The 25,047-nt window shown below is 67.6% G+C and carries 29 protein-coding genes; 19 read left to right on the top strand and 10 right to left on the bottom strand.

Translation table 11 applies throughout. The features are described 5' to 3' along the window. Nucleotides 1-5: 5 nt before the first annotated feature. The 13 genes from lptA (at nucleotide 6) to QZ853_RS01760 (ending at nucleotide 11,043) form a co-directional block, all read left to right on the top strand. Nucleotides 6-572: a lipopolysaccharide transport periplasmic protein LptA gene (lptA, locus tag QZ853_RS01820; protein WP_295570249.1), complete on the top strand. Its 567-nt coding sequence runs from the start codon at nucleotides 6-8 to the stop codon at nucleotides 570-572. Further along, nucleotides 572-1,291, top strand: coding sequence for an LPS export ABC transporter ATP-binding protein (gene lptB, locus QZ853_RS01815; RefSeq protein WP_197580841.1), 720 nt, complete (start codon nucleotides 572-574; stop codon nucleotides 1,289-1,291). Before lptA ends, lptB begins: the two co-directional genes overlap by 1 nt. A gap of 40 nt (nucleotides 1,292-1,331) precedes the next feature. Further along, complete coding sequence (locus tag QZ853_RS01810) at nucleotides 1,332-2,753, top strand: RNA polymerase factor sigma-54 (protein ID WP_295570245.1); 1,422 nt, start codon at nucleotides 1,332-1,334, stop codon at nucleotides 2,751-2,753. 58 nt (nucleotides 2,754-2,811) lie between these two features. Beyond that, on the top strand, nucleotides 2,812-3,129 hold the full coding sequence (gene raiA / locus QZ853_RS01805; protein ID WP_005415556.1) for a ribosome-associated translation inhibitor RaiA: 318 nt from the start codon (nucleotides 2,812-2,814) through the stop codon (nucleotides 3,127-3,129). 21 nt (nucleotides 3,130-3,150) lie between these two features. Next, on the top strand, nucleotides 3,151-3,603 hold the full coding sequence (locus tag QZ853_RS01800; protein WP_295570244.1) for a PTS sugar transporter subunit IIA: 453 nt from the start codon (nucleotides 3,151-3,153) through the stop codon (nucleotides 3,601-3,603). After that, a complete protein-coding gene (hprK, locus tag QZ853_RS01795) occupies nucleotides 3,600-4,550 on the top strand; it encodes an HPr(Ser) kinase/phosphatase (protein ID WP_004147299.1) in 951 nt (316 codons plus the stop codon). Before QZ853_RS01800 ends, hprK begins: the two co-directional genes overlap by 4 nt. Before the next feature lie 25 nt (nucleotides 4,551-4,575). Further along, entirely contained in the window at nucleotides 4,576-5,460 is an 885-nt protein-coding gene (gene rapZ, locus QZ853_RS01790) for an RNase adapter RapZ (RefSeq protein ID WP_295570242.1), read from the top strand. 426 nt (nucleotides 5,461-5,886) lie between these two features. Next, complete coding sequence (locus QZ853_RS01785; RefSeq protein ID WP_295570240.1) at nucleotides 5,887-6,279, top strand: PTS fructose IIA subunit family protein; 393 nt, start codon at nucleotides 5,887-5,889, stop codon at nucleotides 6,277-6,279. Then, entirely contained in the window at nucleotides 6,272-6,541 is a 270-nt protein-coding gene (locus tag QZ853_RS01780; protein ID WP_295570239.1) for an HPr family phosphocarrier protein, read from the top strand. Before QZ853_RS01785 ends, QZ853_RS01780 begins: the two co-directional genes overlap by 8 nt. A 2-nt stretch (nucleotides 6,542-6,543) precedes the next feature. Further along, nucleotides 6,544-8,313 carry a phosphoenolpyruvate--protein phosphotransferase gene (gene ptsP / locus QZ853_RS01775; protein ID WP_295570237.1) on the top strand — a complete coding sequence of 590 codons (1,770 nt, stop codon included), beginning with the start codon at nucleotides 6,544-6,546 and terminating at the stop codon, nucleotides 8,311-8,313. Between the two features lie 123 nt (nucleotides 8,314-8,436). Further along, nucleotides 8,437-9,798, top strand: a complete 1,362-nt coding sequence (gene mgtE, locus QZ853_RS01770) for a magnesium transporter (protein WP_295570235.1) — start codon at nucleotides 8,437-8,439, stop codon at nucleotides 9,796-9,798. A gap of 92 nt (nucleotides 9,799-9,890) precedes the next feature. After that, nucleotides 9,891-10,157, top strand: a complete 267-nt coding sequence (locus QZ853_RS01765; RefSeq protein WP_295570233.1) for a hypothetical protein — start codon at nucleotides 9,891-9,893, stop codon at nucleotides 10,155-10,157. 70 nt (nucleotides 10,158-10,227) lie between these two features. Then, nucleotides 10,228-11,043: a prolyl oligopeptidase family serine peptidase gene (locus QZ853_RS01760; protein ID WP_295570231.1), complete on the top strand. Its 816-nt coding sequence runs from the start codon at nucleotides 10,228-10,230 to the stop codon at nucleotides 11,041-11,043. A 309-nt stretch (nucleotides 11,044-11,352) separates the two neighbouring features. On the opposite strand, the gene QZ853_RS01755 is transcribed toward QZ853_RS01760, so the two are convergent. Genes QZ853_RS01755 through QZ853_RS01745 form a run of 3 tightly spaced genes read right to left on the bottom strand, consistent with a single transcriptional unit; the run spans nucleotide 11,353 to nucleotide 13,373 of the window. Next, a complete protein-coding gene (locus tag QZ853_RS01755; protein WP_295570229.1) occupies nucleotides 11,353-12,303 on the bottom strand; it encodes an aspartate carbamoyltransferase catalytic subunit in 951 nt (316 codons plus the stop codon). 16 nt (nucleotides 12,304-12,319) lie between these two features. Further along, nucleotides 12,320-12,814: a Holliday junction resolvase RuvX gene (gene ruvX / locus QZ853_RS01750; protein WP_295570228.1), complete on the bottom strand. Its 495-nt coding sequence runs from the start codon at nucleotides 12,812-12,814 to the stop codon at nucleotides 12,320-12,322. Further along, the gene (locus QZ853_RS01745) at nucleotides 12,807-13,373 is read right to left on the bottom strand and encodes a YqgE/AlgH family protein (RefSeq protein ID WP_295570226.1); all 567 of its coding nucleotides are present in this window, start codon (nucleotides 13,371-13,373) and stop codon (nucleotides 12,807-12,809) included. Before QZ853_RS01745 ends, ruvX begins: the two co-directional genes overlap by 8 nt. Nucleotides 13,374-13,461: 88 nt before the next feature. Here QZ853_RS01745 and QZ853_RS01740 point away from each other — a divergent pair, with 88 nt between their 5' ends. Continuing rightward, nucleotides 13,462-14,007, top strand: a complete 546-nt coding sequence (locus tag QZ853_RS01740; RefSeq protein WP_295570224.1) for a DNA-3-methyladenine glycosylase I — start codon at nucleotides 13,462-13,464, stop codon at nucleotides 14,005-14,007. 84 nt (nucleotides 14,008-14,091) lie between these two features. Here the strand turns inward: QZ853_RS01740 and QZ853_RS01735 are convergent, their stop codons facing one another. Continuing rightward, a complete protein-coding gene (locus QZ853_RS01735; protein ID WP_295570222.1) occupies nucleotides 14,092-14,799 on the bottom strand; it encodes a YitT family protein in 708 nt (235 codons plus the stop codon). A 111-nt stretch (nucleotides 14,800-14,910) separates the two neighbouring features. Further along, entirely contained in the window at nucleotides 14,911-15,123 is a 213-nt protein-coding gene (locus QZ853_RS01730; RefSeq protein ID WP_295570220.1) for a DUF4287 domain-containing protein, read from the bottom strand. 309 nt (nucleotides 15,124-15,432) lie between these two features. Here QZ853_RS01730 and QZ853_RS01725 point away from each other — a divergent pair, with 309 nt between their 5' ends. Next, entirely contained in the window at nucleotides 15,433-16,329 is an 897-nt protein-coding gene (locus QZ853_RS01725; protein WP_295570218.1) for a LysR family transcriptional regulator, read from the top strand. A gap of 78 nt (nucleotides 16,330-16,407) precedes the next feature. Here the strand turns inward: QZ853_RS01725 and QZ853_RS01720 are convergent, their stop codons facing one another. The 3 genes from QZ853_RS01720 to QZ853_RS01710 all read right to left on the bottom strand — a co-directional run bounded on the left by QZ853_RS01720 (nucleotide 16,408) and on the right by QZ853_RS01710 (nucleotide 19,866). Next, entirely contained in the window at nucleotides 16,408-17,391 is a 984-nt protein-coding gene (locus QZ853_RS01720; RefSeq protein ID WP_295570216.1) for an aldo/keto reductase, read from the bottom strand. Between the two features lie 195 nt (nucleotides 17,392-17,586). Then, nucleotides 17,587-18,729, bottom strand: coding sequence for a PilT/PilU family type 4a pilus ATPase (locus tag QZ853_RS01715; RefSeq protein ID WP_295570215.1), 1,143 nt, complete (start codon nucleotides 18,727-18,729; stop codon nucleotides 17,587-17,589). 99 nt (nucleotides 18,730-18,828) lie between these two features. After that, nucleotides 18,829-19,866 (bottom strand): type IV pilus twitching motility protein PilT, encoded by a 1,038-nt coding sequence (locus QZ853_RS01710; protein ID WP_004147099.1) that lies wholly within the window; start codon nucleotides 19,864-19,866, stop codon nucleotides 18,829-18,831. An 87-nt stretch (nucleotides 19,867-19,953) separates the two neighbouring features. On the opposite strand from QZ853_RS01710, the gene QZ853_RS01705 reads away from it, so the two are divergent. Both QZ853_RS01705 and proC read left to right on the top strand, forming a co-directional pair. Beyond that, a complete protein-coding gene (locus tag QZ853_RS01705) occupies nucleotides 19,954-20,631 on the top strand; it encodes a YggS family pyridoxal phosphate-dependent enzyme (RefSeq protein ID WP_295570213.1) in 678 nt (225 codons plus the stop codon). A gap of 18 nt (nucleotides 20,632-20,649) precedes the next feature. Further along, nucleotides 20,650-21,471: a pyrroline-5-carboxylate reductase gene (gene proC, locus QZ853_RS01700; protein WP_295570212.1), complete on the top strand. Its 822-nt coding sequence runs from the start codon at nucleotides 20,650-20,652 to the stop codon at nucleotides 21,469-21,471. 57 nt (nucleotides 21,472-21,528) lie between these two features. On the opposite strand, the gene QZ853_RS01695 is transcribed toward proC, so the two are convergent. Then, nucleotides 21,529-22,404 carry a LysR family transcriptional regulator gene (locus tag QZ853_RS01695; protein ID WP_295570211.1) on the bottom strand — a complete coding sequence of 292 codons (876 nt, stop codon included), beginning with the start codon at nucleotides 22,402-22,404 and terminating at the stop codon, nucleotides 21,529-21,531. A gap of 99 nt (nucleotides 22,405-22,503) precedes the next feature. Here QZ853_RS01695 and QZ853_RS01690 point away from each other — a divergent pair, with 99 nt between their 5' ends. After that, nucleotides 22,504-23,106 (top strand): short chain dehydrogenase, encoded by a 603-nt coding sequence (locus QZ853_RS01690; protein WP_295570209.1) that lies wholly within the window; start codon nucleotides 22,504-22,506, stop codon nucleotides 23,104-23,106. Between the two features lie 48 nt (nucleotides 23,107-23,154). On the opposite strand, the gene soxR is transcribed toward QZ853_RS01690, so the two are convergent. Continuing rightward, nucleotides 23,155-23,589 carry a redox-sensitive transcriptional activator SoxR gene (gene soxR, locus QZ853_RS01685; protein WP_295570207.1) on the bottom strand — a complete coding sequence of 145 codons (435 nt, stop codon included), beginning with the start codon at nucleotides 23,587-23,589 and terminating at the stop codon, nucleotides 23,155-23,157. Nucleotides 23,590-23,618: 29 nt separating this feature from the next. On the opposite strand from soxR, the gene QZ853_RS01680 reads away from it, so the two are divergent. Then, a complete protein-coding gene (locus tag QZ853_RS01680; RefSeq protein WP_295570206.1) occupies nucleotides 23,619-25,040 on the top strand; it encodes an MFS transporter in 1,422 nt (473 codons plus the stop codon). The last annotated feature ends 7 nt before the right edge of the window (nucleotides 25,041-25,047 follow it).

The raw sequence follows: 25,047 nt of genomic DNA, 5'->3' as shown, positions 1-25,047 counted from the left end.
CCCCGATGAAGATTCCCTTTGCAGCCGTACTCGCGTTCGCTCTTCTTGTTCCCAGCGCCGCCTTCGCCAAGTCGACCGACCGCAACGAGAACATGAACATCGAATCCGGTGCCCAGTCGGGCGTGCTCACCGGCGACGGCAAGACCGTGCTCTCGCAGGGCGTGACCGTCACCCAGGGCTCGCTGGACATCCGTTCGTCCGAAGCCGAGATCTACCTGAAGGACGGCGAGGCGGTGCGTGCGGTGTTCACCGGCAAGCAGGCCACGATGAAGCAGCAGCTCGACGACGGCACCTGGATGGACGCGGTGGCCGATCGCATCGACTACGACATCAAGACCGAGATCATCACCCTCACCGGCAACTACAAGGTCACCAGCGCGCGCGGCACCAACGCCGGCCAGCGCATGGTCTACAACACCCGCAGCGGTGAAATGAATTCCGGTGGCGATGGCAGCCGTGTGCGCACCGTCATCCCGCCGAAGAACAAGAATCCGGCCGCGCAGCCGTCGGCCGCAGCGCCGAAGGCGGCACCGGCCACCACGCCGGCGAAGCCGGCCGGGAGCAAGAAGTAATGCTGGTCGCCAAGGGTCTGCGCAAGAAGTACAAGCAGCGCGAAGTCGTCAAGGACTTCGGGCTGACCCTCGACGCCGGCGAAGTGGTCGGCCTGCTCGGCCCCAACGGTGCCGGCAAGACCACCTGCTTCTACATGATCGTCGGCCTGGTCGCCGCCGATGCCGGCAGCATCGTGCTCGACGGCAAGGACATCACCGGCGACCCGATGTATACCCGCGCCAAGCAGGGCGTGGGCTACCTGCCACAGGAACCGTCGGTGTTCCGCAAGCTGACCGTGGCCGACAACCTGCGGCTGGTGCTTGAACTGCGCGAAGACCTGGATTCGGCCGGCCGCGAGCGCGAACTGAACAGCCTGCTCGACGAGCTTCAGCTGGGCCATGTCGCAGACCAGCTCGGTGCCAGCCTGTCCGGTGGCGAACGCCGCCGCTGCGAGATCGCTCGTGCACTGGCCGCGCAGCCGCGCCTGATCCTGCTCGACGAACCGTTCGCCGGTGTCGATCCGATTTCGGTCGGCGAGATCCAGCGCATCGTCACCCACCTCAAGCAGCGTGGCATCGGCGTGCTGATCACCGACCACAACGTGCGCGAGACCTTGGGAATCTGCGACCGCGCATATATCCTCGCCGAAGGCACCGTACTGGCCCAGGGCTCGCCGGAGGCGATCCTGGACAACGCTGATGTGCGTCGCGTCTACCTTGGGGACTCCTTCAAGCTGTGACCGCTGGCGCCGGGGCACTTTCCATCCTTTCGGCACAGGCATGAAAACTCGGCTGCAGACATCGTTGGGACAGCAGCTGGTGCTCACGCCCCAGCTGCAGCAGGCGATCAAGCTGCTGCAGATGTCCACCACCGAGCTGGAGCTGGAAATCGCCCAAGCCGTGGAGAGCAACCCGCTGCTGGACTGGGCTGACAGCAACAACGGCGCTGCCGGCAACGAAGGCAGTGACGGAAACGACAGCGAAGCGCCCAACGAACGCGCCGACAGCGGAGATGACTGGGCACCTGCCGAACTGGACTGGAGCGCCGCCGGCAGCGGTGGCACCTTCGACGATGACGACGACACCGGCAGCGCCGCCGAGCGCGTGGCCGAAACCGAAACACTGGCCGACCACCTGCTGTGGCAGCTGCACCTGTCGCATCTGTCGGCGCGCGACCGCAGTATCGGCGCCACGCTGATCGATGCACTCGACGAAGACGGCTACCTGCGCGAGCCGCTGGCCACCATCGCCGAAACCCTGCTGCCGGCCACTCATGCCGACGAGGATGAGATCCTCGCGGTGCTGCACCGCATCCAGCGTTTCGATCCGGTCGGCGTAGCCGCGCGCACACTTGGCGAATGCCTGCAGTTGCAGCTGGACGTACTGGACGAGGGCACGCCCGGCCTGGCCGTGGCGCGACAGATTGCCGCAGGTCCGCTGGAACGCCTGCCGCGCAGTGGCGTGGCCGGCCTCGCCCACGAACTGAAACTGCCACTGGCCGATGTCGAGACCGCCGTCGCCCTGCTGCGCTCGCTGGACCCGCGCCCCGGAACGCAGATCGCGCCGCTGTCGCAGGACACCTACGTGGTGCCGGACGTGGTGGTGTGGCGGCAGAACGGTGTCTGGCGCGCGGCGCTGGCCGCGCATGCCGGGCCGAAGGTGGTGATCCACCGTGGCTACGAACAACTGATCCGTCGCTGCGGCGAGGCCGACGCGGGCTACCTGCGCGCCCAGCTGCAGGAAGCGCGCTGGCTGCTGAAAGGCCTGCAGCAGCGCGGCGAAACCCTGCTGCGGGTGGTGCGCAGCCTGATCCTGCAACAGGCCGGCTTCCTCGAATTCGGCGAACAGGCGCTGCGCCCGCTGACACTGCGCGAGATCGCCGTCGAGCTTGGCCTGCACGAATCCACGGTGTCGCGCGCGATCGCCCGCAAGCACGTGCGCACGCCGCGCGGAACCCTGCCGCTGCGCGCCTTCTTCGCCTCGGGCATCGATACCGAGGGCGGTGGCGAGGCGTCCAGCACGGCCATCCAGGCAATGATCCGGCGCCTGATCGACGACGAGAACCCGCGCAAGCCGCTTTCTGACGCCAAGCTGGCTGACCTGCTCAAATCGTCGGGAATTCCAGTAGCGCGACGCACCGTGGCGAAGTATCGTGAAGCCATGAACATCTCCGCCTCGCACGAAAGGGTCAGAATCGCTTGACGCGCCGCCGCGCCCGGCGGAGAGGTTCATTGGCACATCCGAACACAGGAGAAACCCGATGCGCATCGAAACGTTTGGCAAAGACGTCGAAGTCACCCCGGCCCTGCAGTCCTATGTAGAGGAGAAGCTGGCCCGGATCGGAAAGCACTTCGACCAGCACTGCGAAGCGCGGGTGACCCTCAAGCTGCAGAAGACCGAGCACCACGTCGACGCCAGCCTCAACATCCCGGGGCAGACCCTGCATGCCGAGGCCGGCGGCCAGACCATGTACGCCGCGATCGACCTGCTTGCGGACAAGCTTGACCGCCTGGTGATCAAGCACAAGGAGAAAAAACAGCAGCACGCACCGCTGCCGGTGGGCGACAATGGTGGCTGATCGCCACCGTTCCCCGCAGACATGCCCCTGACTGACCTCCTGGCGGCCGTGCAGACCCAGCTCTGCACGGCCACCGACCGTGACAGCGTCCTGCAGGCCGCGGCCGGGTTGCTGGCCTGCCGCCAGGCCAACGCCCAGCAGATCTATCTGAACCTGTGCCAGCGCGAAGCGCTGGGCAGCACTGCGATCGGTTACGGCATCGCCATTCCACATGGCCGCGCCCCCACTCTGGATCGCCCCCGCGGGGCCCTGTTGCGCCTGGCCAGCCCAGTCGACTTCGGTGGTGACGAACCGGTGGACCTGGTGTTCGCGATGGCCGTGCCCGCCCACTACACCCACCAGCACCTGATGCTGCTGTCCGAACTGGCCGAGCTGTTCTCGGCGCCGGACATCCGCCAGGCGCTGCGCGACGCGCGCGATGCGCGGGCGCTGCGGGAGGCGCTGGACATGACCCCACCTGCGAGTGCCGCATGAATACCAGCATCACCGCCCGTGAACTGTTCGAACAGCAGCGCGAGCGGCTGGGACTGCGCTGGGCCGCCGGCAAGTCCGGCGAGAAGCGCGAACTCGAAGCCGGCAACACGGTCTCGCGCCGCCCCTCGCTGGCCGGCTACCTCAATGCGATCTACCCCAACAAAGTGCAGATCCTCGGCACCGAGGAACTGTCCTGGCTGGACGCGCTGGAACCGCGCCAGCGCTGGGAGACCATTGAAAAGATCATGCAGTCGCATCCGCTTGCGCTGGTGCTGACCCGCAACCAGCCCTGCCCGGAAGACCTGCGAGCGGCCGCCGATGAATCCGGCACGCCGCTGTGGCTGTCGCCCAAGCGCGGCCACGAACTGCTCAACCACCTGTCCTACCACCTGGCGCGCACGCTGGCGCCGCGGGTGATCCTGCATGGCGTGTTCATGGAGATCTACTCCATCGGCGTGCTGATCACCGGCGAGGCCGGCTCGGGCAAGAGCGAGCTGGCGCTGGAACTGCTCAGCCGCGGCCACCGGCTGGTGGCCGACGATGCCCCCGAATTCACCCAGATCGCCCCCGACGTACTCGACGGTACCTGCCCGGAACTGCTGCAGGACCTGCTGGAGGTGCGCGGCCTGGGCGTGCTGAACGTGCGCGAGATGTTCGGCGACACCGCTGTAAAAAAGAACAAGTACCTTCGGCTGATCGTGCACCTGACCAAGCCGATGACCGAACCCACCCCGCATGGCTACGAGCGCCTCACCGGCGATTCCGGCACCCGCCATGTGCTGGACCTGGATGTGCCGCTGATCACCCTGCCGGTGATGCCCGGCCGCAACCTGGCCGTGCTGACCGAGGCGGCCACCCGCCTGCATATCCTGCGCACCAAGGGCATCGATCCAGCGGCGATGTTCATCGCCCGTCACAGCAACCTGCTGGAACGGCGAACTCCCTGACCCTTGCCTTTCGAAGAGCCTGTCCATGAGCACCGTCGACCCTTCCGCCCCGACCCTGATCATCGTCAGCGGCCTGTCCGGCTCGGGTAAATCCGTCGCCCTGAAGACCTTCGAGGACCAGGATTACTACTGCTCGGACAACCTGCCGATCAATCTGCTGCCCGACTTCGTGCGCAGCCTGCTGGCCAACCACGACGGCAGTGCGCCGCGCCGGTTGGCGGTGGGCATCGACGTGCGCGGCCAGGCCGACCTGAGCCAGCTGGGCGACTGGCGGCAGCTGGCCACCGACGCCGGGGTGGAAGTGAAGGTGCTGTTCTTCGAGGCCAGCGACGAGGCGGTGCTCAAGCGCTACGCCGACACCCGCCGCCGCCACCCGCTGAGCCAGCTGGGCCTGTCACTGCCCGAAGCGATCGCCCGGGAGCGCGAACTGACCGCGCCGCTGCGCCGCGAGGCCGACGCGGTGATCGATACCAGCGCGCTGAACGTGCACCAGCTGCGGCGCCGGATCATTACCGAGTTCACCCTGGACCACGCCACCCGCCTGTCGCTGCTGTTCGAATCGTTCGCCTACAAGCGCGGCGTGCCGGCCGAAGCGGACTTCGTGTTCGACGCGCGGGTGCTGCCGAACCCGCACTGGGACCCGGAACTGCGCGCGTTGAGTGGCCGCGAACCCGGCGTGCGCGAGTACCTGGAAGCCCAGCCCGACGTGCAGCGTTACCTGGAACAGCTGATGGACTTCCTTGATACCTGGCTGCCGAAACTGGGCGATGGCACCCGCAGCTATGTGACCGTGGCGTTCGGCTGCACCGGCGGCAAGCACCGCTCGGTGTTCCTGGCCGAGCGCATGGCCCGCCACGCCCGCGAGATGGGCTGGGAAGACGTGGCGACGTACCACCGCGAACAGGATTGAGGGGGGCGGCCGGGCTGCGCCCGGCACCCGCCGGTAGTGCCCGCCGCTGGCCGGCAACAGCGAAAGCAACAGCAAAAGCGGCATTCCGTGGGATGGCGGGGCGGGTCCGGTTGCGGGGGACGCCGTTAACCCATCCATGGGGGCTTGGCCGCGGCATCCCTGCCGCGGACACCCCCCGCAACCGGACCCGCCCCGCCTTGGACAGATCGCGGCGCGTCGTTTCGCTGTGGGTGGGTGTCGACCTTGGTCGGCACGGTAGTTCCACGCCATGCGTGGATGAATCGCTGTCAGGCATCGAAAAAATGGATGGAGTCGGATCCCTTCTCCAACGAAAAGGGGTTCCCGCGCGAGCAACGCTGAATACGGGACACAGTGCCCCTCTCCTGCTGCTATCGCCAATTCACCTTGACCTGTTAACGTGCAGTAATGACCTGTGGCATTCTCCTCGTAACACATCCCGGGGTCGGGACCGCCCTGCTTGACGTGGCGACCCGGCTCCTGCGGCATCTGCCGCTGAAAACCGAAGCTTTCGAAGTACCGTTCGACGCAGACCTGGACGCCCTGCTCCCGCTTGCCTCCGCCGCCCTGCGGCGGGTCGATGGCGGTGACGGCGTGCTGATCCTGACCGACCTGTACGGCGCCAGCCCCGCCAACCTTGCCGGGCAGCTGGCCCGGCTGGGGACCCCGGTCCGCCGGGTGTCGGCGCTGAGTCTGCCGATGTTGCTGCGGGTGATGAATTATCCGGAACAGGGACTGGATCAACTGCCTGCCACAGCCGCGGCGGGTACCCGTAATGGAGCGATAGTCGACGATGCTTGAACGAGAACTCACCGTGAGCAACCGCCTGGGCCTGCATGCCCGGGCCACCGCCAAGCTGGTGCAGACCCTGGCGCCGTTCCGCTGCAACGTGACCATGGCCGCCAAGGGCCGTGAGATCAACGCCAAGAGCATCATGGGCGTGATGCTGCTGGCCGCCGGCCAGGGCACCCCGGTCACCGTGCGCATCAACGGCGAGGACGAAGCTGCCGCGATGGAGGCGGTGGTCGGCCTGTTCGACCGCCGTTTCGACGAGGACAGCTGAGCGTGCCACGCGCACGCGCCGGCCAGCCCCCTTCCGGCCAACGGCCGGTACAGCTGCTGGCCGGCCACGGCGCTGCCCGCGGCACGGCGATGGGCCGCGCCCGCGTGCGGCTGCCGCATGCACTGGAAGTGGCCGAGCAACGCATCGCGATCCACCAGGTCGAGGCCGAACTGGCCCGCCTGCACCGTGCGGTGGACGCCGCACGCGCGGAAATGCACGAGCTGCGCCAGCGCCTGCATGGCGCCCTGAACCAGGAGGTCGGCGAGTTCCTCGACCTGCATGCACTGCTGCTGGACGATCCCGAGCTGTTGTTCGGCCTGGACGAACTGATCCGCAGTGGGCCGTACAGCGCAGGCTACGCACTGCGCCTGCAGCGCGACCGCCTGGCCAAGGTCTTCGATGGCATGGACGATGCCTACCTCAAGAGCCGCATGGACGACCTCGACCATGTGATCGGCCGCATCCATGCCTTCCTGCAACCCGAACGCCCGCCGGCGGTAAAGGGCCTGGCCGGCGAGATCCTGGTCTGCGACAACATCGCGCCTTCCGAACTGGCACAGCTGCAGGCCCAAGGGGTGGTGGGCATCGTCACCGCCGCCGGCAGCGCGCTGTCGCACAGCGCGATCCTCGCGCGCAGCCTGCACCTGCCGTTGATCGTCAACGTGCCGCAGCTGCTCAGCCGCATCGCCGATGGTGACGTGCTGATCATCGACGGCGCCGATGGCAGCATCACCGCCAACCCGCTGGCCGATAACCTGCGCGACTACCGTGCGCGGCTGAAGGAGCACGCGCGCGAACAGCGCGAGCTGGGCCGCCTGCGCAGCAAGCCCAGCCGTACCCGCGACCAGGTCGATATCGCCCTGCTCGCCAATGCGGAATCGCTGGAGGACGTCACCCAGGCGCATGCGCTGGGCGCGCAGGGGCTGGGCCTGTACCGCACTGAATTCCTGTTCCTGCAGCGCAACGAACTGCCGGACGAAGAAGAACAGTTCCAGACCTACCGCGATGCGGCGCTGGGCATGAGTGGGCGGCCGGTGACCATCCGCACGCTCGACCTGGGCGCGGACAAGGCCGATCGCACCGGCCTGACCCTGAGCAACGAGGAGAATCCCGCACTGGGCCTGCGCGGCGTGCGCCTCTCGCTGGCGCGACCGAAGGTCGCCGACACCCAGCTGCGCGCGATCCTGCGCGCCTCGGCGTACGGCAAGCTGCGTGTACTGGTGCCGATGGTCAGTACGCGCGAGGAGTTGCTCGCGGTGCGCCGGCGCATGCTCAAACTGACCGACCAGCTGCGCAGCGAAGGCCACATGGTGTCCGAGCACGTGCCGCTGGGCGCAATGATCGAGGTACCAGCGGCGGCGCTGGCGCTGGAAAGCTTCATCGACCTGGTCGATTTCCTTTCGATCGGCACCAACGATCTGGTGCAGTACCTGCTGGCTGCCGATCGCAACAACGAAGCGCTGGGCGAGCTGTATTCGCCGCTGCATCCGGCCGTGCTGCGGCTGCTGCAGATGGTGATCGAGACCGGCGCACGCCACCGTGTCCCGGTGGCGGTCTGCGGCGAGATGGCCGGCGACGCCCGGATGACGCCCCTGCTGCTGGCGCTGGGCCTGAGCGAATTCAGCCTGCATCCCGGAACCCTGCTGGAGGTGCGCCGCGCGATCCGCGACGCCGACCTCGCCACACTGCGCGCGCGCGTGCCGAAGCTGCTGGCCGCGCGCGACCGCCGCGCCATCGAGCGCTGGCTGGCGCTGGTGGCCGACACGCCCTGACCGCCCAGGGGAGTGCCCGGCGGCTATGCGTTGAAACATCCCCTTGCGATAATGACGCGCTGAACACCCCTGTTGCCGCATCCTTGCCGGGATCGCGGCTTTTCTTATCCCGCGGGAGCTGCGATGGCCGAAGCTGTACGCCACGACAAGACTGCACGCCAACTGCGGATGTTGTCCGATGCACTGGACAGCGGCCGGCTGGGACCGGTGCGTCGGCTCGTCAACACTCTGGCCCCGGCCGAGATCGGCAACCTGCTTGAATCGCTGCCGCCAGGCAAGCGCGAGGTGGTGTGGGGACTGGTCGATCCGGAAGACGACGGCGAGGTGCTGGTTCACGTCGGCGAGGACGTGCGCGAAAGCCTGCTCGCGGACATGGACCCGGACGAGATCATCGCCGCGGTCGAAGACCTGGACATCGACGATCTGGCCGACCTGGTCGAAGACCTGCCGGATACGGTCATCGACGAAGTCCTCAAGTCGATGGACCGCGAGAACCGCGAGCGCCTGGAACAGGTACTGTCCTATCCCGAGGACAGCGCCGGCCGCCTGATGAACACGGACGTGGTGACCGTGCGCGCCGACGTCAACGTCGACGTGGTGCTGCGCTACCTGCGCCTGCGCGGCGAACTGCCGGACCACACCGACCACCTGTTCGTGGTCAGCCGGCGCCACCAGTATCTCGGCCGCGTGTCGCTGGCGGCACTGGTGACCCACGAGGACACCACCCCGATCAACCGCCTGATCGACGACGAGCAGCCGGCCATCGACGTCGGCGAGAGCGACCAGGAAGTCGCCCGGCAGTTCTCCGACCATGACTGGATCTCCGCGCCGGTGGTGGATGACAACAACATCCTGATCGGCCGCATCACCATCGATGACGTGGTCGACATCATCCGCGGCCAGGCCGAGCACCAGGCGCTGGGCGCCGCCGGCCTGGACGAGGACGAGGATCTGTTCAGCCCGGTCTGGCGGGCGATGCGCCGCCGCTTGATGTGGCTGTCGGTGAACCTGTGCACGGCCTTCCTGGCCTCCAGCGTGGTCGGCCATTTCGAAGGCACCATCGACAAACTGGTGGCGCTGGCGGTGCTGATGCCGATCGTCGCCGGCCTCGGTGGCAACGCCGGGACCCAGGTGCTGGCACTGATGGTGCGCGGCCTGGCGCTGGGCCAGGTCGGCGCCTCCAACGCCCGCACCCTGCTGTGGAAGGAGGTGCGGGTCGCGCTGTTGAACGGCGTGATGCTCGGTTCGGTGCTGGGCCTGATCGTGCTGGCTTGGTTCCACTCCCCCGGGTTGTCCGCAGTCATCGCCATCGCGTTGACCTGCAACCTCTTGTTTGCTGCATTGGCAGGCGTGCTGGTGCCATTGACGCTGAAGCGCTTCGGCTTCGACCCGGCGCTGGCCAGCGGCATCTTCCTGACCGCGGTGACCGACTCGATGGGCTTCTTCACCTTCCTCGGCCTGGCCACGCTGGTGCTGCTGCACTGATCCGTTCAAGGGCCGGAACTCCGGCCCACTGCAAACCCAGGGCCGGATCCCCGCTTCGCGGCGCTCTGACCCGATCCCCATTGGATACCCCCATGGCAACCACCATCGAAAACTACTTCCAGCCCGGCTGGCGCGACCAGCAGCACACCTGCCCGGCCTGCGAATGGAAAGGCAGCTCGCGCGCCATGGAAATGGAACTGGACGAGGACGCCACCGAGTACGACTGCCCGGTCTGCGAGAACCCGCTGCTGGTGGTGCTGCACCCGGACATTGCGCAGGTGCAGGCCGCCGCCGCCGAAGGCAATGCCGAAGCGCAGGAGCAGCTGGACATCATCGCCAGCTTCCCGCGCGCGCAGTGACGCGGCGCTTGATGCCGCGTTGACGGCGGCGGACTACGATGCAGGTGACCCCACTGCCCCGGGAAGTCCCATGGTCAGTTCGATAGTGCGCTGGCTGCCGCTGCTGGCCGTTCTGATGATCGCCGGTTGCGCCTCGGTGCCAGACCGCGCGCGCGGGCATTTCGAGGGCCGCGCAGTGAAGGTGGACGGCGAGACCGCCTACTACCAGGTGTTCATTCCTGCCAGCGTGCGCGCTTCCGTCGCGGGCAGCGCAGCCGCGCAAGGCTCGCCCCCGGTGATTCTGTTCCTGCACGGCTCGGGCGAGCGCGGAGCCGATGGCATCAAGCAGACCTCGTCGGGACTGGGTCCCTATCTGCGCGAGCATTCCGATTTCCCGGCCCTGGTGGTGTTTCCGCAGGCACCGCGCCATTCCGAATGGAGCGGCCGCAACAACCGCATGGCGCTGGCCGCACTGGACGCGACCGTCGCCGAATTCGGCGCCGACCCAGCGCGCCAATACCTGACCGGCATGTCGATGGGCGGCTACGGCAGCTGGAACATTGCACTGGACGACCCCCACCGTTTTGCAGCGATCGTGCCGGTCTGTGGCGCTGTGTTCGCACCGCGCGCGAAGCGGCCGACCCTGTTCGTCGAGCAGGTCGCGCACGAAGCGGACCCGTACGCGGTGATTGCCCAGCGCCTGCAGCACACGCCGATCTGGATCTTCCACGGCGCGTTGGACGATGTGGTGCCTCCGGACGACGACCGACGGCTGCAGAGCGCCTTCCAGGCCACCCACGCGCGCGATGTGCGCTACACCGAATACCCCGACGGCAACCACAACGCCTGGGACGCCACCTACGCCGACCCGGCGATGTGGGATTGGCTGTTCGCGCAGAAGCGCTGAGTCACGGCTTCGGGTAGCTGCCCACCAGGGTTGGATCCTGATTTCGGTGGTTGCCAGCGTGCCGGAACAGCGATTCATCAGAGCGGATTGCATGATCGTGATAGCAGGACTGCCAGAAGCGCCCCCGCTGTGCCCAGTACCCTGTTCGCGTGCACGGCCGTACGCGACTTGAAGCGCTTCATGACAACGTCGAGCGATGCCGCGCGCAGCTGCATCAACCCGTGGACGTGCAGCCGTGCCAACCAAGGTTGGCACCCACCACATCAGCAGTGCCCACCAGGTTGGCATCCACCGGGGTGGTGCGGCAGATCAGCCCAGCAGGGTTTCCAGCACGGCCATGCGCACGGCGACGCCGTTGGCGACCTGGCGCAGCACCCACGACTGCGGGCCGTCGGCCACCTCGTCGGTCACTTCCACGCCGCGGTTGATCGGGCCCGGGTGCAGCACGGCAGCATCCTTGCCGGCACGCGCCAGGCGCTCGGTGGTCAGGCCGTACTGCGCGTGGTACTGCTCCAGCGACGGCACCAGGCCTTCTTCCATGCGCTCGCGCTGCAGGCGCAGCATCATCAGCGCATCGACGCCTTCCAGCATCGCGTCGAAATCATCGCCGACCACGCAGCCCTTCAGGGTTTCGTCGTCCGGCAGCAGCGACTGCGGGCCGCAGACGCGGATCTCGCCCACGCCCAGGGTGCGCAGCGCATGCAGGTCGGTGCGGGCCACGCGCGAATGCTTCACGTCGCCGACGATCGCCACCTTCAGCTTCGAGAAGTCCGGGCCCTTGGCCTGGCGCAGGGTCAGCATGTCCAGCAGGCCCTGGGTCGGGTGCGAACTGCGGCCGTCGCCGGCGTTGATCAAGGCAGTGCCCTCGCCGGCGGCGTCGGCCAGCGCGGCCACGGCACCATCATCGGGGTGGCGTACCACGAAACCACGCACGCCCATCGCTTCCAGGTTGCGCAGGGTGTCGCAGGCGGTTTCACCTTTGCGCGTGGACGAGGTCGAGGCATCGAAGTTCAGCACGTCGGCGCCCAGGCGCTGCGCGGCCAGCTGGAACGAACTGCGGGTACGGGTGGACGGCTCGAAGAACAGCGTGCACACCGCCGAACCGGCCAGCACCTGGCGCTTGTTGCCGACGCGGCCGACCGCGGCGTCACGGATCTGCCCGGCGCGGTCGAGCAGCTGCAGCAGCGTTCCGCGCGGCAGGCCCTCCAGGGTCAGCAGGTGGCGCAGGCGTCCGGAAGCATCGATTTGCTGGGCAGTCATGGCGGGAGTCGTGCAGTCAGGGAATGGGGGTGGCGTCGTCCGGCGACGACAGCCAGCGGTCGATGATCACCGCCGCGGCAACGGCATCGAGGGCAGCCGCATCGCGGCGGCGCTTGCGCCCTTCGGCACGCTCGACGGCGAAGCGGCGGGCGGCTTCTACCGAGCTGGAACGCTCGTCGATCATCACCACCGGCAGCTTGAAGCGTTCCCGCAGCTGGCGGGCGAAGCCCTGCGCGCGCTTGCGGTTGGGCTGGTCCTGGCCGTCCAGGGTCAGCGGGTCACCGACCACCAGGCCATCGGGCTTCCATTCCTTCAGCAGGCGCTCGATCGCGGTCCAGTCCGGGCCATTGCCGTGCACATCGACCACCGCCACCGCGCGCGCATGCGCGGCGAACGCGCTGCCGATGGCCACGCCGATCCGTCGCGAGCCGACGTCGAAACCGAGGACGGTGCCATCACGGCGGATGGCAGGAGCAGGCGCGGCAGAAGCGGGGACGGCCGGCTCAGACATGGCCGCTGTAATCGGTCAGCCGGAACAGGTCCACGCCGATGCGCGAGGCCGCCCCCTGCCAGCGCTGCTCCAGCGGCAGCCGGAACACCAGTTCGGCATCGGCCGGCACGGTCAGCCAGCTGTTCTCGGCCAGTTCGCTTTCCAGCTGGCCGGCACCCCAGCCGGCACAGCCGAGAGTGACCACCGCATTGCTCGGACCATCTCCGCGGGCCATCGCTTCGAGGATGTCGCGCGAGGTGGTCAGGTACAGGCCCTCGCCCACCCGCAGGCTGGAATCCCAGTCGCGCGCATCGTTATGGATGACGAAGCCACGCTCGGGGTGCACCGGGCCACCATTGAGCACCACGCGCGCCTGCAGGTCGCCATCACCGGTATTGATATCCATCTGCGCGAGCACCTCGCCCAGCGTGTATTCGGACGGCTGGTTGACCAGCACGCCCATCGCACCGTTCTCATCGTGCTGGCAGATCAGCGCGACGCTGCGGGCAAAGGTCGCGTCGAGCAGCGACGGCAGCGCGACGAGCAGGTGATCGGCGAGAGAGGTCGGCGTTACAGGCATGGCCCTATTCTAGCGGCTGGGCGCGCCGGGCGCCTCCACCCGGCGGTCACGGCGCGCATAATGACGTCCCACCGCGCAGGAGTTCGACGTGTCCGGTTACTGCCTCATCGCCCCGGGCCATCCGGTGCACGACTACTACCACGCCAACGAATACGGCTTCCCGCAGCGCGACGAGCGCGAGCTGTTCGAACGGCTGGTGCTGGAGATCAACCAGGCCGGCCTGAGCTGGGAAACGATCCTGAAGAAGCGCGAGGGCTTCCGCGCGGCCTATGACGGCTTCGATGTGGACCGCGTGGCGGCCTATGCCGAGCAGGACGTCGAGCGGCTGCTGTCGGACGCGCGCATCATCCGCAACCGGCTGAAGGTGCTGGCGGCGATCCACAACGCGCAGGTGATCCAGCAGCTGCGGGCCAGCCACGGCAGCTTCGCCGGCTGGCTGGACGCGCATCACCCGCGCAGCAAGGCCGACTGGGTGAAGCTGTTCAAGAAAACGTTCCGCTTCACCGGCGGCGAGATCACCGGCGAGTTCCTGATGAGCCTGGGCTACCTGCCCGGCGCGCATGCCGCCGACTGCCCGGTACAGGCGCGGCTGCTGAAGCTGTCGCCGCCGTGGCTGCAGTCCAGCGCCCGCTGATGGATCGCCGCCGGGCATGGCCCGGCGCTACCACGCGTGGGTACCGGTAGTTCCGGCCGCTGGCCGCCCCCCCCCGTTGAACGGTCACACGCCCATGTAACGGCCCGGGCGGTGGTTGAACATCAGCACCAGGCTGAGCATCACCGCGCCGATGGCCGAGTACAGCACCTTCGACGGTGACAGCACGAAGAATGCGGCCACCATCAGGCAGGCGTCGTAGGACATCTGCACCTTGCCCGCACTCCAGCCACGGGTGCGCTGCAGATAGACCGCCAGAATGCCGATGCCGCCGAGGCTGGCGCGGTGGCGGATGAAAAATAGAATGCCCAGGCCCGACAGCGCGCCACCGACGATCGCCGAATACAGCGGGTGGATGTGCGAGAAGTCGATCCAGCGCGGCAGCAGGTCGGTCAGCAGGCCGCAGGCGGTGACCGCGGCGAAGGTCTTCAGGGTGAATTCCCAGCCCATGCGCCGCACCGCCACCCAGTAGAACGGCAGGTTGACCAGCACGAACACCAGGCCGAAGTTCCAGTCCAGCGCGTAATGCAGCAGGAAGGCCATGCCGGCCATGCCGCCGATCATCAGCCCGCTCTTGGCGAAGATGGCCAGGCCCAGCGAGGCCACCATCGTAGCCAGCACCATGCCCTGCACGTCCTCGGCGATCGAGTGGCGCAGCGCTTTTTCGTCGGCGGTGGTGCCGGCGCTGTCGGGCGGCGGGGTCAGCGGACCGGCGGTGACCAGGTGGCCGTCAGCGTCGTCGCACGGCGCGGGGCCATGGGAAGGTAGGGACATGCGGGCGGGGGAACTGCAGGTGGGGAGCGGTATTAGACACGATCTGCATGACAGTTGCAGATGAAATCGTTCAGCTGAATGTGCTCCACCCTGCCCTCCGCCGGCCGCCGGTCACCCCTTGCCGGCCAAGTGGTGCGCCACCAGCGCGTTGGCGTGCCCATGGCCCAGGCCGTGCTCGCTCTTCAGGAAGCTGACCAGTTCCATGTGCTTGAGCGCCTTCTTCTTCGACAGCAGGCCGAACCAGTGCGCCACCGGCTGGCCGTAGGTCTTTTCGATGGAGGGGAAATACGAGGCCGGGCCTTTCGGCTTGGTGTCAGTGCTCATGTGCAGCTCCCGTTGAAGTCATTCATTCGACGAACCACAGTCCCTGAAATCGACATCCCCTCACGTAGTGGGGCCGGATTCCGTGCCGACCAACGATCGGCACCCACCAACAGCAGCGGGAAACTGTCGAAGGCGGGGTGGCTCAGGTTGCGGGAGCGTGAGCGCCATGGATGGCGCGACCGAGGCTACATGGACGTACTTGCGCCGTCCCCCGCAACCTGAGCCACCCCGCCTCCCACAGGATGCCAGCTTTTGACGTTGACGCTGTTCCGGCAGGTGCCGGGCGCAGCCCGGCCGTATCATTCCCGCATGCCCCGTGAAAACCTCAACGACCTGCAGGCCTTCGTCCACGTTGCCCGCGCGGGCAGCTTCACCAAGGCCGCCGCCCAGCTGGGCGTCTCCCAGTCTGCGCTCAGCCACGCCATGCGCGGTCTGGAACAGCGCCTTGGCGTGCGCCTGCTGACCCGCACCACGCGCAGCGTTTCCACCACCGAAGCCGGCGCCCACCTGCTGGAAACACTCGCCCCGCGCCTGGCCGAGATCGAGGACGGACTGGCCGCACTGGCCGAGTACCGCGAGCGACCGGCCGGCACCATCCGCATCAACGCTACCGGCCATGCCGCCGAGTACATCGCCTGGCCACGGCTGGCACCACTGTTGCAGAAGCATCCGGACCTGAAAGTGGAACTGACCGCCGACTACGGGCTGGCCGACATCGTCGCCGAGCGCTACGACATCGGTATCCGCCTCGGCGAACGGCTGGCCCGTGACATGGTCGCGGTGCCGGTCAGCCCACCGCTCCGCATGCGCGTGGTCGGCGCCCCCAGCTACTTCCGCCAGCACGTGGTGCCGCGGCACCCGGACGACCTGGCCGCACACAACTGCGTGACGCTGCGCCTGCCCACCCATGGCGGGCTGATGCCGTGGGATTTCGGCCAGGACGGCAACGAACTGAGCGTGCGGGTGGGCGGCCAGTGGATCTTCAACAGCATGGGCATGACCCGGGCCGCCGCGCTGGCCGGCAGCGGCTTGGCCTGGCTGCCCGAGGACCAGGTGCAGCCGATGCTCGACGATGGGCGGCTGCAATCGGTGCTGGACGACTGGTGCCCGCACTTCGATGGCTACTACGCGTACTACCCGTCGCGCCGGCATGTAACAGTGGCGATGCGCACGGTGCTGGATGCGCTGCGTGGGCCGATGGGATGAGGGTCAAGGAGTGCGGACCAAGGGTCCGCACCCACCAACAACGGTCCGCGCCCACCCTGGCCTCCACCCACCTTGTAATCATCCCTTGGCCTGTGCCGCACGCTGCGCGTTGTAGCGCTCGCCGACGATCGAGACTTCCTCCAGCGCCTGTGCGATGCGCTGCAGTTCCTCCGGCGCCAGCTGCAGGTCGGCCGCGCCCAGGTTTTCTTCCAGGCGGTGGATCTTGGTCGTGCCCGGAATCGGCACGATCCACGGGGCCTGTGCCAGCAGCCAGGCCAGCGCCACCTGTGCCGGAGTTGCATCGCGCGCAGCGGCAATCACACTGATGCGATCGACCAGCGCCTGGTTGGCGCGGCGCGCCTCCACTTCGAAACGCGGCACGGTGTTGCGGAAGTCGTTGGCGTCGAAGGTGGTGTCGGCGTTGATCGCGCCGGTCAGGAAGCCCCGGCCCAGCGGGCTGAACGGCACGAAGCCGATGCCCAGCTCCTGCAGGGTCGGCAGCAGCTCGCGCTCCGGCTCGCGCCACCACAGCGAGTACTCGCTCTGCACGGCCGCGACCGGTTGTACCGCATGCGCGCGACGCACCGTGGCCGCGCTGGCCTCGGACAGGCCGAAGTGGCCAACCTTGCCTTCGGCGATCAGGTCGCGCACGGTGCCGGCCACATCCTCGATCGGCACGTTCGGGTCGACGCGGTGCTGGTAGAACAAGTCGATATGGTCGGTGCGCAGGCGTTTGAGACTGGCTTCGGCCACGGCGCGGATGTTTTCAGGGCGGCTGTCCAGACCGGTATCGGTGCGCGCATCCTTGAAGCCGAACTTGGTGGCGATCACCAGTTTGCTGCGGCAGCGCGCCAGGGCCTCACCGAGCAGGTCTTCATTGGTGTACGGGCCGTACACTTCGGCGGTGTCGAAGAAGGTGACGCCGCGTTCCACGGCAGCCTGCAGCAGAGCGATGCCCTGGCTGCGCTCGACCGGCTGGCCATAGGCATGGGTCAGGCCCATGCAGCCCAGGCCCAGGGCGGAAACCTTCAGGCCGCTGCGGCCGAGTTCACGTGTCTGCATCGTCGTGCTCCAGAGGGGAAGCGCTGACGATACGCCTGCACTGGCAATGGATTGAACCGACTGGATGGCAGTCGGTCATGACTGTAATTCATCAATTGCCCGCGCGCTTGTAGCGTCGACTGTTAGTCGACTGCGCTTCCAGCGGCCAGCGGAATCCCGCGCTGCGCGCGACAGTCGACTCTACAGATCTGCTGGTCACCGGATCTCGGAGATCTCCACGCCATCCAACCCCTGCGACAGGGTGCGCGCGTCGCCGCCCTGGCTGAGCTTGATGCGCAGGCGCACCTCGTTCTGCGAATCAGCGTAGCGCAGCGCGTCCTCGTAGCTGATCTCGCCAGCCTGGTAGAGTTCGAACAGGCTCTGGTCGAAGGTCTTCATGCCCAGCTGGACCGAGTCCTTCATCACTTCCTTCAGCTTGTGGATCTCGCCGTCGCGGATGTAGTCCTGCACCAGCGGCGTGCCCAGCAGGATCTCCATGGCAACCTTGCGCGAACGGCCATCAGGCGACGGCACCAGCTGCTGCGCGACCACGCCCTTGAGGTTCAGCGACAGGTCCATCAGCAGCTGGTTGCGGCGGTCTTCCGGGAAGAAGTTGACGATGCGGTCCATCGCCTGGTTCGCGTTGTTGGCATGCAGGGTGCACAGCACCAGGTGGCCGGTTTCGGCGAACGCGATGGCGTGGTCCATGCCTTCGCGGGTTCGCACCTCACCAATCATGATCACGTCCGGTGCCTGGCGCAGGGTGTTTTTCAGCGCAGCCTCCCAGCTGTCGGTATCGATGCCGACTTCACGCTGGGTGATGATGCAGCCTTCGTGCTTGTGCACGAACTCGATCGGATCTTCGATGGTGATGATGTGGCCGGTCGAATTCTGGTTGCGGTAGCCGATCATCGCCGCCAGCGAGGTCGACTTGCCGGTACCGGTGGCGCCGACGAACAGGATGATGCCGCGCTTGGTCATCGCCAGCGTCTTGATGATCGGCGGCAGGCTCAGCTCTTCCACGGTCGGGATGCGCGTCTCGATACGACGCAGCACCATGCCGACCTGATTGCGCTGGTAGAAGCAGCTGACACGGAAGCGGCCGACACCGGACAGGCCGATGGCGAAGTTGCATTCGTGGGTCTTTTCAAACTCCTCGCGCTGTGCGGGAGTCATCACGTTGAGGACCAGGTCGCGGCTCTGCTGCGGCGTCAGTGGGGTCTGCGTGATCGGCGAGATCTTGCCGTTGACCTTCATCGCCGGCGGCATGCCGGCGGTGATGAACAGGTCCGAGGCGCGCTGGTGCGCCATCAGCTTGAGGAACGAAGTGAAATCGATGGTGGTCGCGGTGTTGTTCACGGCGGGCTCCCGGAAAGGCGTGCAGCAGCTGAGGGTCGGTGCAGGAAACAAAACGGGAGCGGCCGCGCCAGAGCGCACGCCGCCCGTCGCTGCCCCGCCTTACTCGAACAGGCGCTTGTCCTTGGCGTACTCGCGGGCCTGGTTGCGCGTGATCAGGCTGCGCTTGACCAGATCCTGCAGGTGCTGGTCCAGGGTCATCATGCCGTACTGCTGGCCGGTCTGGATGGCCGAATACATCTGCGCCACCTTGTCCTCGCGGATCAGGTTGCGGATGGCCGGGGTGCCGACCATGATTTCCCACGCTGCAGTACGGCCGCCACCCACCTTCTTCAGCAGTGCCTGCGAGATCACCGCACGCAGCGACTCGGACAGCATCGAGCGCACCATCGGCTTTTCGCCGGCCGGGAACACGTCGATGATGCGGTCGATGGTCTTGGCCGCCGAGCTGGTGTGCAGGGTGCCGAACACCAGGTGGCCGGTTTCCGCCGCGGTCAGCGCCAGCCGGATGGTTTCCAGGTCGCGGAGTTCGCCGACCAGGATGATGTCCGGGTCCTCACGCAGCGCCGAGCGCAGGGCTTCGTTGAAGCCGTGCGTATCGCGGTGCACTTCGCGCTGGTTGATCAGGCACTTCTGCGAGGTGTGCACGAATTCGATCGGATCCTCGACGGTGAGGATGTGGCCGTACTCGTTCTTGTTGATGTAGTCGATCATCGCCGCCAGCGTGGTCGACTTGCCCGAACCGGTCGGGCCGGTCACCAGGATCAGGCCCTGCGGCTGCTGGATCACCTCGCGGAACAGCGGCGGGCAGGCCAGGTCTTCCAGGGTGAGCACTTCGGACGGAATGGTACGGAACACCGCACCGGCGCCACGGTTCTGGTTGAACGCGTTCACGCGGAAGCGCGCCAGCGACGGAATCTCGAAGGAGAAGTCCACCTCGAGAAATTCCTCGTAATCGCGGCGCTGCTTGTCGGACATGATGTCGTACACCAGCGCATGCACCTGCTTGTGGTCCAGGGCTGGAATATTGATCCGGCGAACGTCGCCGTCCACGCGGATCATCGGCGGCAGGCCTGCGGACAGGTGCAGGTCGGACGCTTTGTTCTTTACGGAAAACGCCAACAGTTCGGCGATATCCATGAGCGGCTACTCCCCAATAACGGCTTCGACTGGAAGGATCTTTCCCCGGGCGGCAGTATAGCCTCCTGATTCAACGGAACGCGTTACGTGGCCACTCCCCTGCCCCAGATCCTGAGCAACCTGCATGCCGCCGCCGAGGCCGCTGGCAGGCCCGACCCACGCCTGCTGGCGGTGTCCAAGACCCAGCCGGCCGAGGCCGTGGCCGCGCTGGCGGCGCAGGGCCAGCACGCCTTCGGCGAGAACTACGTGCAGGAAGCGCTGGCCAAGATGCAGGCGCTGCAGCACCTGGCACTGGAGTGGCACCTGATCGGCCACCTGCAGTCGAACAAGGCCGAGGCCGTGGCCAGTCACTTCGACTGGGTACAGAGCGTAGACCGGCTCAAGCTGGTAACCGCGCTGGCGCGTCATCGCCCGGCCACGCGCGGCCCGCTGAACCTGCTGATCCAGGTCAACATCGACGACGAATCCAGCAAGCATGGCTGTGCACCGGAGGAAGTGGACGCACTCGCCGCCGCAATCGCCGCCGAGCCCACCCTGCGCCTGCGCGGACTGATGGCGATTCCCGCGCCATGGCCCGAGGCCGCACGTCGCCGCGACGCGTTCGTGCGCATGCGCACACTTTTCCAGTCACTGGCTGCCCAGCACCCGCAGGCGGACACGCTGTCGATGGGCATGAGCGGCGACTACGCCGACGCCATCGCCGAAGGTGCCACCCTGGTGCGCATCGGTACCGCCCTGTTCGGTGCGCGCCCGCGCCCGGCCTGACTTTTCGAGGAGATTTCCATGGCAGCTGATTCCATCACCTTCATCGGCGGCGGCAACATGGCGCGCAGCCTGATCGCCGGCCTGATCCGCCAGGGCGTACCCGCCGGGCACATCCACGTCGCCGAACCGGTGGCCGAACTGCGCCAGGCATTGGCCGCCGACTTCCGCGTGCAGGTGCATGACAACGCGGTTGATGCTGCTGCGCAGGGCAGCACCTGGCTCCTGGCGGTGAAGCCGCAGGTGCTGCGTGAGGTCTGCCAGTCGCTGCAGGGCCTGGCGCAGGCGAAGCGGCCGCTGGTGCTGTCGATCGCCGCCGGCATCACCAGCGCGCAGCTGCAGCGCTGGCTGGGCGGCAACCTGCCGGTGGTACGCGCGATGCCCAACACCCCCGCCCTGCTCGGCGCCGGTGTAACCGGCCTGTTCGCCACCGCGTCGGTCGACACGCAGCAGCACGCGCGGGCCGAGCAGGTGCTGGCCAGCGCCGGGCGCACGGTGTGGATCGATGACGAGGCGCTGATGGATTCGGTTACCGCCGTATCCGGCAGTGGCCCGGCCTATGTGTTCCTGCTGGCCGAAGCGATGGAAGCGGCCGGCATCGCCCAGGGCCTGCCAGCCGAGGCCGCGCGCACGCTGGTGGTGCAGACCCTGCTGGGCGCCTCGCGCATGCTGGATGAGGCCGGCGAAAGCCCGGCGGAACTGCGCCGCCGCGTGACCTCGCCGAACGGCACGACCCAGGCCGCGATCGAGAGTTTCCAGGCCGGTGGTTTCGAGGCGCTGGTGGACACGGCGCTGCGTGCCGCGCAGGTGCGCGGGCAGGCGTTGTCTGCGGCGAACGATTGAACCAGATGTGCCGGCCAGCGGTCGGCACCCACCTCCATCCACGCATGGCGGGAATGCTCACTGCCCCAGGGTGGTCATGACGAAATCGACGAAGCACTGCAGCCGCGGGCGCGGCCTGCGGTCAGGCAGGTAGAGCAGGTGCATCGGCCGCGGTTCGGGCAGGTAGTCGCGCAGCAGCGGCTTCAGGCGCCCGGCTGCGATCTCGCCCGCCAGCAACGCCGTCGGTTGCAGCACCAGCCCTGCTCCGGCCACGGCCGCTTCGCGCAAGGCGAAGCCATCATTGCAGGTCAGCCGCGCTTCCCAATCGACCTGCTCGCCGTTGGCCAGCTGCCAGCCGTGGCCGCCGCGCCAGGCCAGGTGGCTCAGGCAATCGTGCCCTTCCAGATCGGCGGGTGTACGTGGCGTACCGCGTCGGCGCAGGTACGACGGTGATGCACACAGGCTCATCGCATACGGCGGCAACGGACGCGCGACCACCTCCTGCGACGGCAGGGGACCGACCCGGATCGCCACGTCGAAACCGTCCTCGATCAGGTCCACGCGGCGGTTGCTCAGGTCCAGCTCGATATTCAACTGCGGCTGCGCGCGCAGCAGCCCGGCCAGCTGCGGCGCCAGCACACAGCTGCCCCAGGTGGTCGGCGCACTGACCCGCAGCAGGCCGCGAGGCTGCACCTGCAGGCCTGCGACATCCGCCTCGGCCTGCTGCACCTGCTCCAGCACCTGCCGGCAACCGGCCAGGTAGGCGCCGCCGGCTTCGGTCAGGCGTTGGCGGCGGGTGTTCCGCTGCAGCAACGCCGTGCCCAGGTGCGCCTCCAGCTGCTGGATGTACTTGCCGACCATCACCGCCGAAACCTGCAGCTGTTCGGCGGCGCCAGCGAAGCTGCCGCGCTCGGCCACCGCGACGAAAGCCCGCATGCAGCGCAAGGTGTCCATTACCAACCCCTGGTTAGGAATCTGCGAATCATACGCCACTTACCTAACCGACCAGTGACGGCGCAGACTGCGCCCATCCCCCTCTCGCAAGGAATGGCCATGAAGATCCTCCTCATCGGCGCCAACGGCACCCTCGGCCAAGCAGTCGCCCGCCAGCTGGGCCAGCGGCACCAGATCCTCGCCGCCGGTCGACGTAGTGGTGAACTGCGCGTCGACCTTACCGACGACGCCAGCGTCGCCGAGCTGTTCGCGCGCACCGGAACTGTCGATGCGGTGATCTCCACCACCGGCGCGGTGCATTTCGGCCCGCTGCAGCAGATGAACCCTGCGCAGTTCAACACCGGCCTGCAGGACAAGCTGCTGGGCCAGGTGCGGCTCGCGCTCGCCGCACAGCATCACCTCAGCGCCGGCGGCTCGATCACCCTCACCAGCGGCATCATCAGCGCCCAGCCGATCCGCGACGGCGTCAATGCCACCGCAGTGAATGCGGCGCTGGAAGGCTTCGTGCGCGCGGCTGCGCTGGAGCTGTTGCCGCGTGGCCTGCGCATCAACGTCGTCAGCCCGAACGTGCTGGTCGAATCCATGGCCGCCTACGCGCCCTATTTCCCCGGTTTCGAGCCGGTGAGCGCGCAGCGCGCGGCACTGGGTTACCAGCGCGCGGTGGAAGGCATCCAGAGCGGCGAGACGATCACCGTCTGGTGATCCGCAGGGCATGGCCCGGCGCTGCAGGGAGCCGGCCTCTTCTGCGGGTCACTCCCAGCGCATCGGGCCATCGCCGCGTTCGCCGAGGATGTCTTCGGGGTTGGCCAGGCGGCAGCGCTTCAGCGACAGGCAGCCGCAGCCGATGCAGCCGGTCAGTTCATCGCGAAGCAGCTGCAGCATGTGGATGCGCGCTTCCAGTTCGGTGCGCCAGCGCGCCGACAGCTTGGCCCAGTCGGCCTTGGTCGGGGCGCGTGCTGCGGGCAGGCTCTCGAACGCACGCGCCACCGCGTCCAGTGGCATGCCCACGCGCTGCGCCACCCGGATTACCGCCAGCCGGCGCAGTACGTCGCGGCTGTAACGGCGCTGGTTGCCCGAGGTGCGCAGGCTGCTGATCAAGCCCTTGCGCTCGTAGAAGTGCAGTGCGGAAACGGCTACGCCGCTGCGCTGTGAGACTTCACCAACGCTCAGTTCCTGGGACAGCATTACTTGACCTCAACTACGGTTGAGGTGTCATGCTGCAGTCTTCGCCGCCCATTGACAAGCGCGGCCCGCATCCGACCCGTATGACCCAGACTCTCTCGCCCGCCGATGCCAACCTGCCGGCCGACTCCTCGATCCTGTCAGCGCGCTACCGCGCGACCACCGTCGGCATGGTCGCGCTGGTCGCGCTGCACGCCTTCGAGGCCTTGGCGGTGGCAGCCGCCATGCCGACCGTGGCCGTGGCACTGGACGGCCTGCGCCTGTACGCCCTCGCCTTCGGCGGTACGCTGGCCACCAGCGTGATCGGCATGACCCTGGCCGGGCGCTGGGCCGACCGCCACGGCCCGGCGCGACCGCTGTGGTACGGCCTGGGCTGCTTCGTGCTGGGCCTGCTGTTGGCCGGCTTCGCGATGCGCATGGGCATGCTGGTGGCGGGGCGGCTGCTGCAGGGCCTCGGCGCGGGCGCGATCTCGGTTTCGCTGTACGTGATGGTCGGCCGCAGCTACCCCGAGCACCTGCGGCCGAAGGTGTTCGCCGCCTTCTCGGCCGGCTGGGTGGTGCCATCGATGGTCGGCCCGGCGTTGAGCGGCCTGATCGTGCAGCACCTGGGCTGGCGCTGGGTGTTCCTGGCGGTGCCATTGCTGGCGGTTCCGGCGGCCCTGCTGCTGCGCCCCGCGCTGGCACGCATGCAGACCAGTCCTGCCGGCAGTGCCGATGATGCAGGCGGCAAGGTGGTGCGCTGGGCCAGCGGTGCCTCGCTGGCGGCGTTGTTGCTGTACTTCGGCGGCCAGCAGCAAGGAGCAGCGGCCCTGCTCTCCATCGGCGTGGCGATGCTGGCGTTGCTGTTCTGCGTGCACCGTCTGCTGCCGGCCGGCACATTGATGCTGCGCCGTGGCCTGCCCAGCGTGATCGCGCTGCGTGGCATCGCGGCTGCAGCGTTCTTCGCGTGCGAGGCCTACCTGCCGCTGATGCTGCAGCGCGAACGCGGGCTGTCGCCCAGCTGGGCCGGCGCCGTCCTCAGCCTCGGTGCGCTGGGCTGGTTCGCCGGGTCCTGGTTGCAGGGCCACCAGCAGCGCGGCTGGTCGCGCCAGCAGCTGCTGCGCACGGGTACGTCATTGATGACTGTCGGCATCGCCGCCACGCTGGCGGTGCTGTTCAACGTGGTGCCCCTGCCGGTGTCGCTGCTTGGCTGGGCCGTGACCGGCTTCGGCATGGGCATGATCTACGCCAGCCTGTCGGTGCTGACGCTGTCGCTGTCCGCGCCGCATGAGCAGGGCGCCAACACCTCGGCACTGCAGCTGAGCGAAGCACTGTCGGTGACCACCGCGCTGGCGGTTTCCGGCGCATTGTTCGCGCTGTTCGTGGAATCGGCGCCACACACCGGCTACCTGCTGTGCCTGGTGATCACCTTCGGCCTGGCCATGCTGGCCACGCTGATCGCCAGGCGGGTGTAGCGCCGCC

This window comes from uncultured Stenotrophomonas sp. (assembly GCF_913778665.1).
Classification (GTDB): Bacteria; Pseudomonadota; Gammaproteobacteria; order Xanthomonadales; family Xanthomonadaceae; genus Stenotrophomonas.
Note: the sequence above shows the minus strand (reverse complement) of the source record. Positions and strands in the feature narration are given on the sequence as shown.

Bases quoted from the DNA above. Each gene is read 5' to 3' on its own strand.
- lptA (WP_295570249.1), top strand. From the start codon at position 6: ATGAAGATTCCCTTTGCAGCCGTACTCGCGTTCGCTCTTCTTGTTCCC.
- lptB (WP_197580841.1), top strand. From the start codon at position 572: ATGCTGGTCGCCAAGGGTCTGCGCAAGAAGTACAAGCAGCGCGAAGTC.
- QZ853_RS01810 (WP_295570245.1), top strand. From the start codon at position 1,332: ATGAAAACTCGGCTGCAGACATCGTTGGGACAGCAGCTGGTGCTCACG.
- raiA (WP_005415556.1), top strand. From the start codon at position 2,812: ATGCGCATCGAAACGTTTGGCAAAGACGTCGAAGTCACCCCGGCCCTG.
- QZ853_RS01800 (WP_295570244.1), top strand. From the start codon at position 3,151: ATGCCCCTGACTGACCTCCTGGCGGCCGTGCAGACCCAGCTCTGCACG.
- hprK (WP_004147299.1), top strand. From the start codon at position 3,600: ATGAATACCAGCATCACCGCCCGTGAACTGTTCGAACAGCAGCGCGAG.
- rapZ (WP_295570242.1), top strand. From the start codon at position 4,576: ATGAGCACCGTCGACCCTTCCGCCCCGACCCTGATCATCGTCAGCGGC.
- QZ853_RS01785 (WP_295570240.1), top strand. From the start codon at position 5,887: ATGACCTGTGGCATTCTCCTCGTAACACATCCCGGGGTCGGGACCGCC.
- QZ853_RS01780 (WP_295570239.1), top strand. From the start codon at position 6,272: ATGCTTGAACGAGAACTCACCGTGAGCAACCGCCTGGGCCTGCATGCC.
- mgtE (WP_295570235.1), top strand. From the start codon at position 8,437: ATGGCCGAAGCTGTACGCCACGACAAGACTGCACGCCAACTGCGGATG.
- QZ853_RS01765 (WP_295570233.1), top strand. From the start codon at position 9,891: ATGGCAACCACCATCGAAAACTACTTCCAGCCCGGCTGGCGCGACCAG.
- QZ853_RS01760 (WP_295570231.1), top strand. From the start codon at position 10,228: ATGGTCAGTTCGATAGTGCGCTGGCTGCCGCTGCTGGCCGTTCTGATG.
- QZ853_RS01755 (WP_295570229.1), bottom strand. From the start codon at position 12,303: ATGACTGCCCAGCAAATCGATGCTTCCGGACGCCTGCGCCACCTGCTG.
- ruvX (WP_295570228.1), bottom strand. From the start codon at position 12,814: ATGTCTGAGCCGGCCGTCCCCGCTTCTGCCGCGCCTGCTCCTGCCATC.
- QZ853_RS01745 (WP_295570226.1), bottom strand. From the start codon at position 13,373: ATGCCTGTAACGCCGACCTCTCTCGCCGATCACCTGCTCGTCGCGCTG.
- QZ853_RS01735 (WP_295570222.1), bottom strand. From the start codon at position 14,799: ATGTCCCTACCTTCCCATGGCCCCGCGCCGTGCGACGACGCTGACGGC.
- QZ853_RS01730 (WP_295570220.1), bottom strand. From the start codon at position 15,123: ATGAGCACTGACACCAAGCCGAAAGGCCCGGCCTCGTATTTCCCCTCC.
- QZ853_RS01725 (WP_295570218.1), top strand. From the start codon at position 15,433: ATGCCCCGTGAAAACCTCAACGACCTGCAGGCCTTCGTCCACGTTGCC.
- QZ853_RS01720 (WP_295570216.1), bottom strand. From the start codon at position 17,391: ATGCAGACACGTGAACTCGGCCGCAGCGGCCTGAAGGTTTCCGCCCTG.
- QZ853_RS01710 (WP_004147099.1), bottom strand. From the start codon at position 19,866: ATGGATATCGCCGAACTGTTGGCGTTTTCCGTAAAGAACAAAGCGTCC.
- proC (WP_295570212.1), top strand. From the start codon at position 20,650: ATGGCAGCTGATTCCATCACCTTCATCGGCGGCGGCAACATGGCGCGC.
- QZ853_RS01695 (WP_295570211.1), bottom strand. From the start codon at position 22,404: ATGGACACCTTGCGCTGCATGCGGGCTTTCGTCGCGGTGGCCGAGCGC.
- QZ853_RS01690 (WP_295570209.1), top strand. From the start codon at position 22,504: ATGAAGATCCTCCTCATCGGCGCCAACGGCACCCTCGGCCAAGCAGTC.
- soxR (WP_295570207.1), bottom strand. From the start codon at position 23,589: ATGCTGTCCCAGGAACTGAGCGTTGGTGAAGTCTCACAGCGCAGCGGC.
- QZ853_RS01680 (WP_295570206.1), top strand. From the start codon at position 23,619: ATGCTGCAGTCTTCGCCGCCCATTGACAAGCGCGGCCCGCATCCGACC.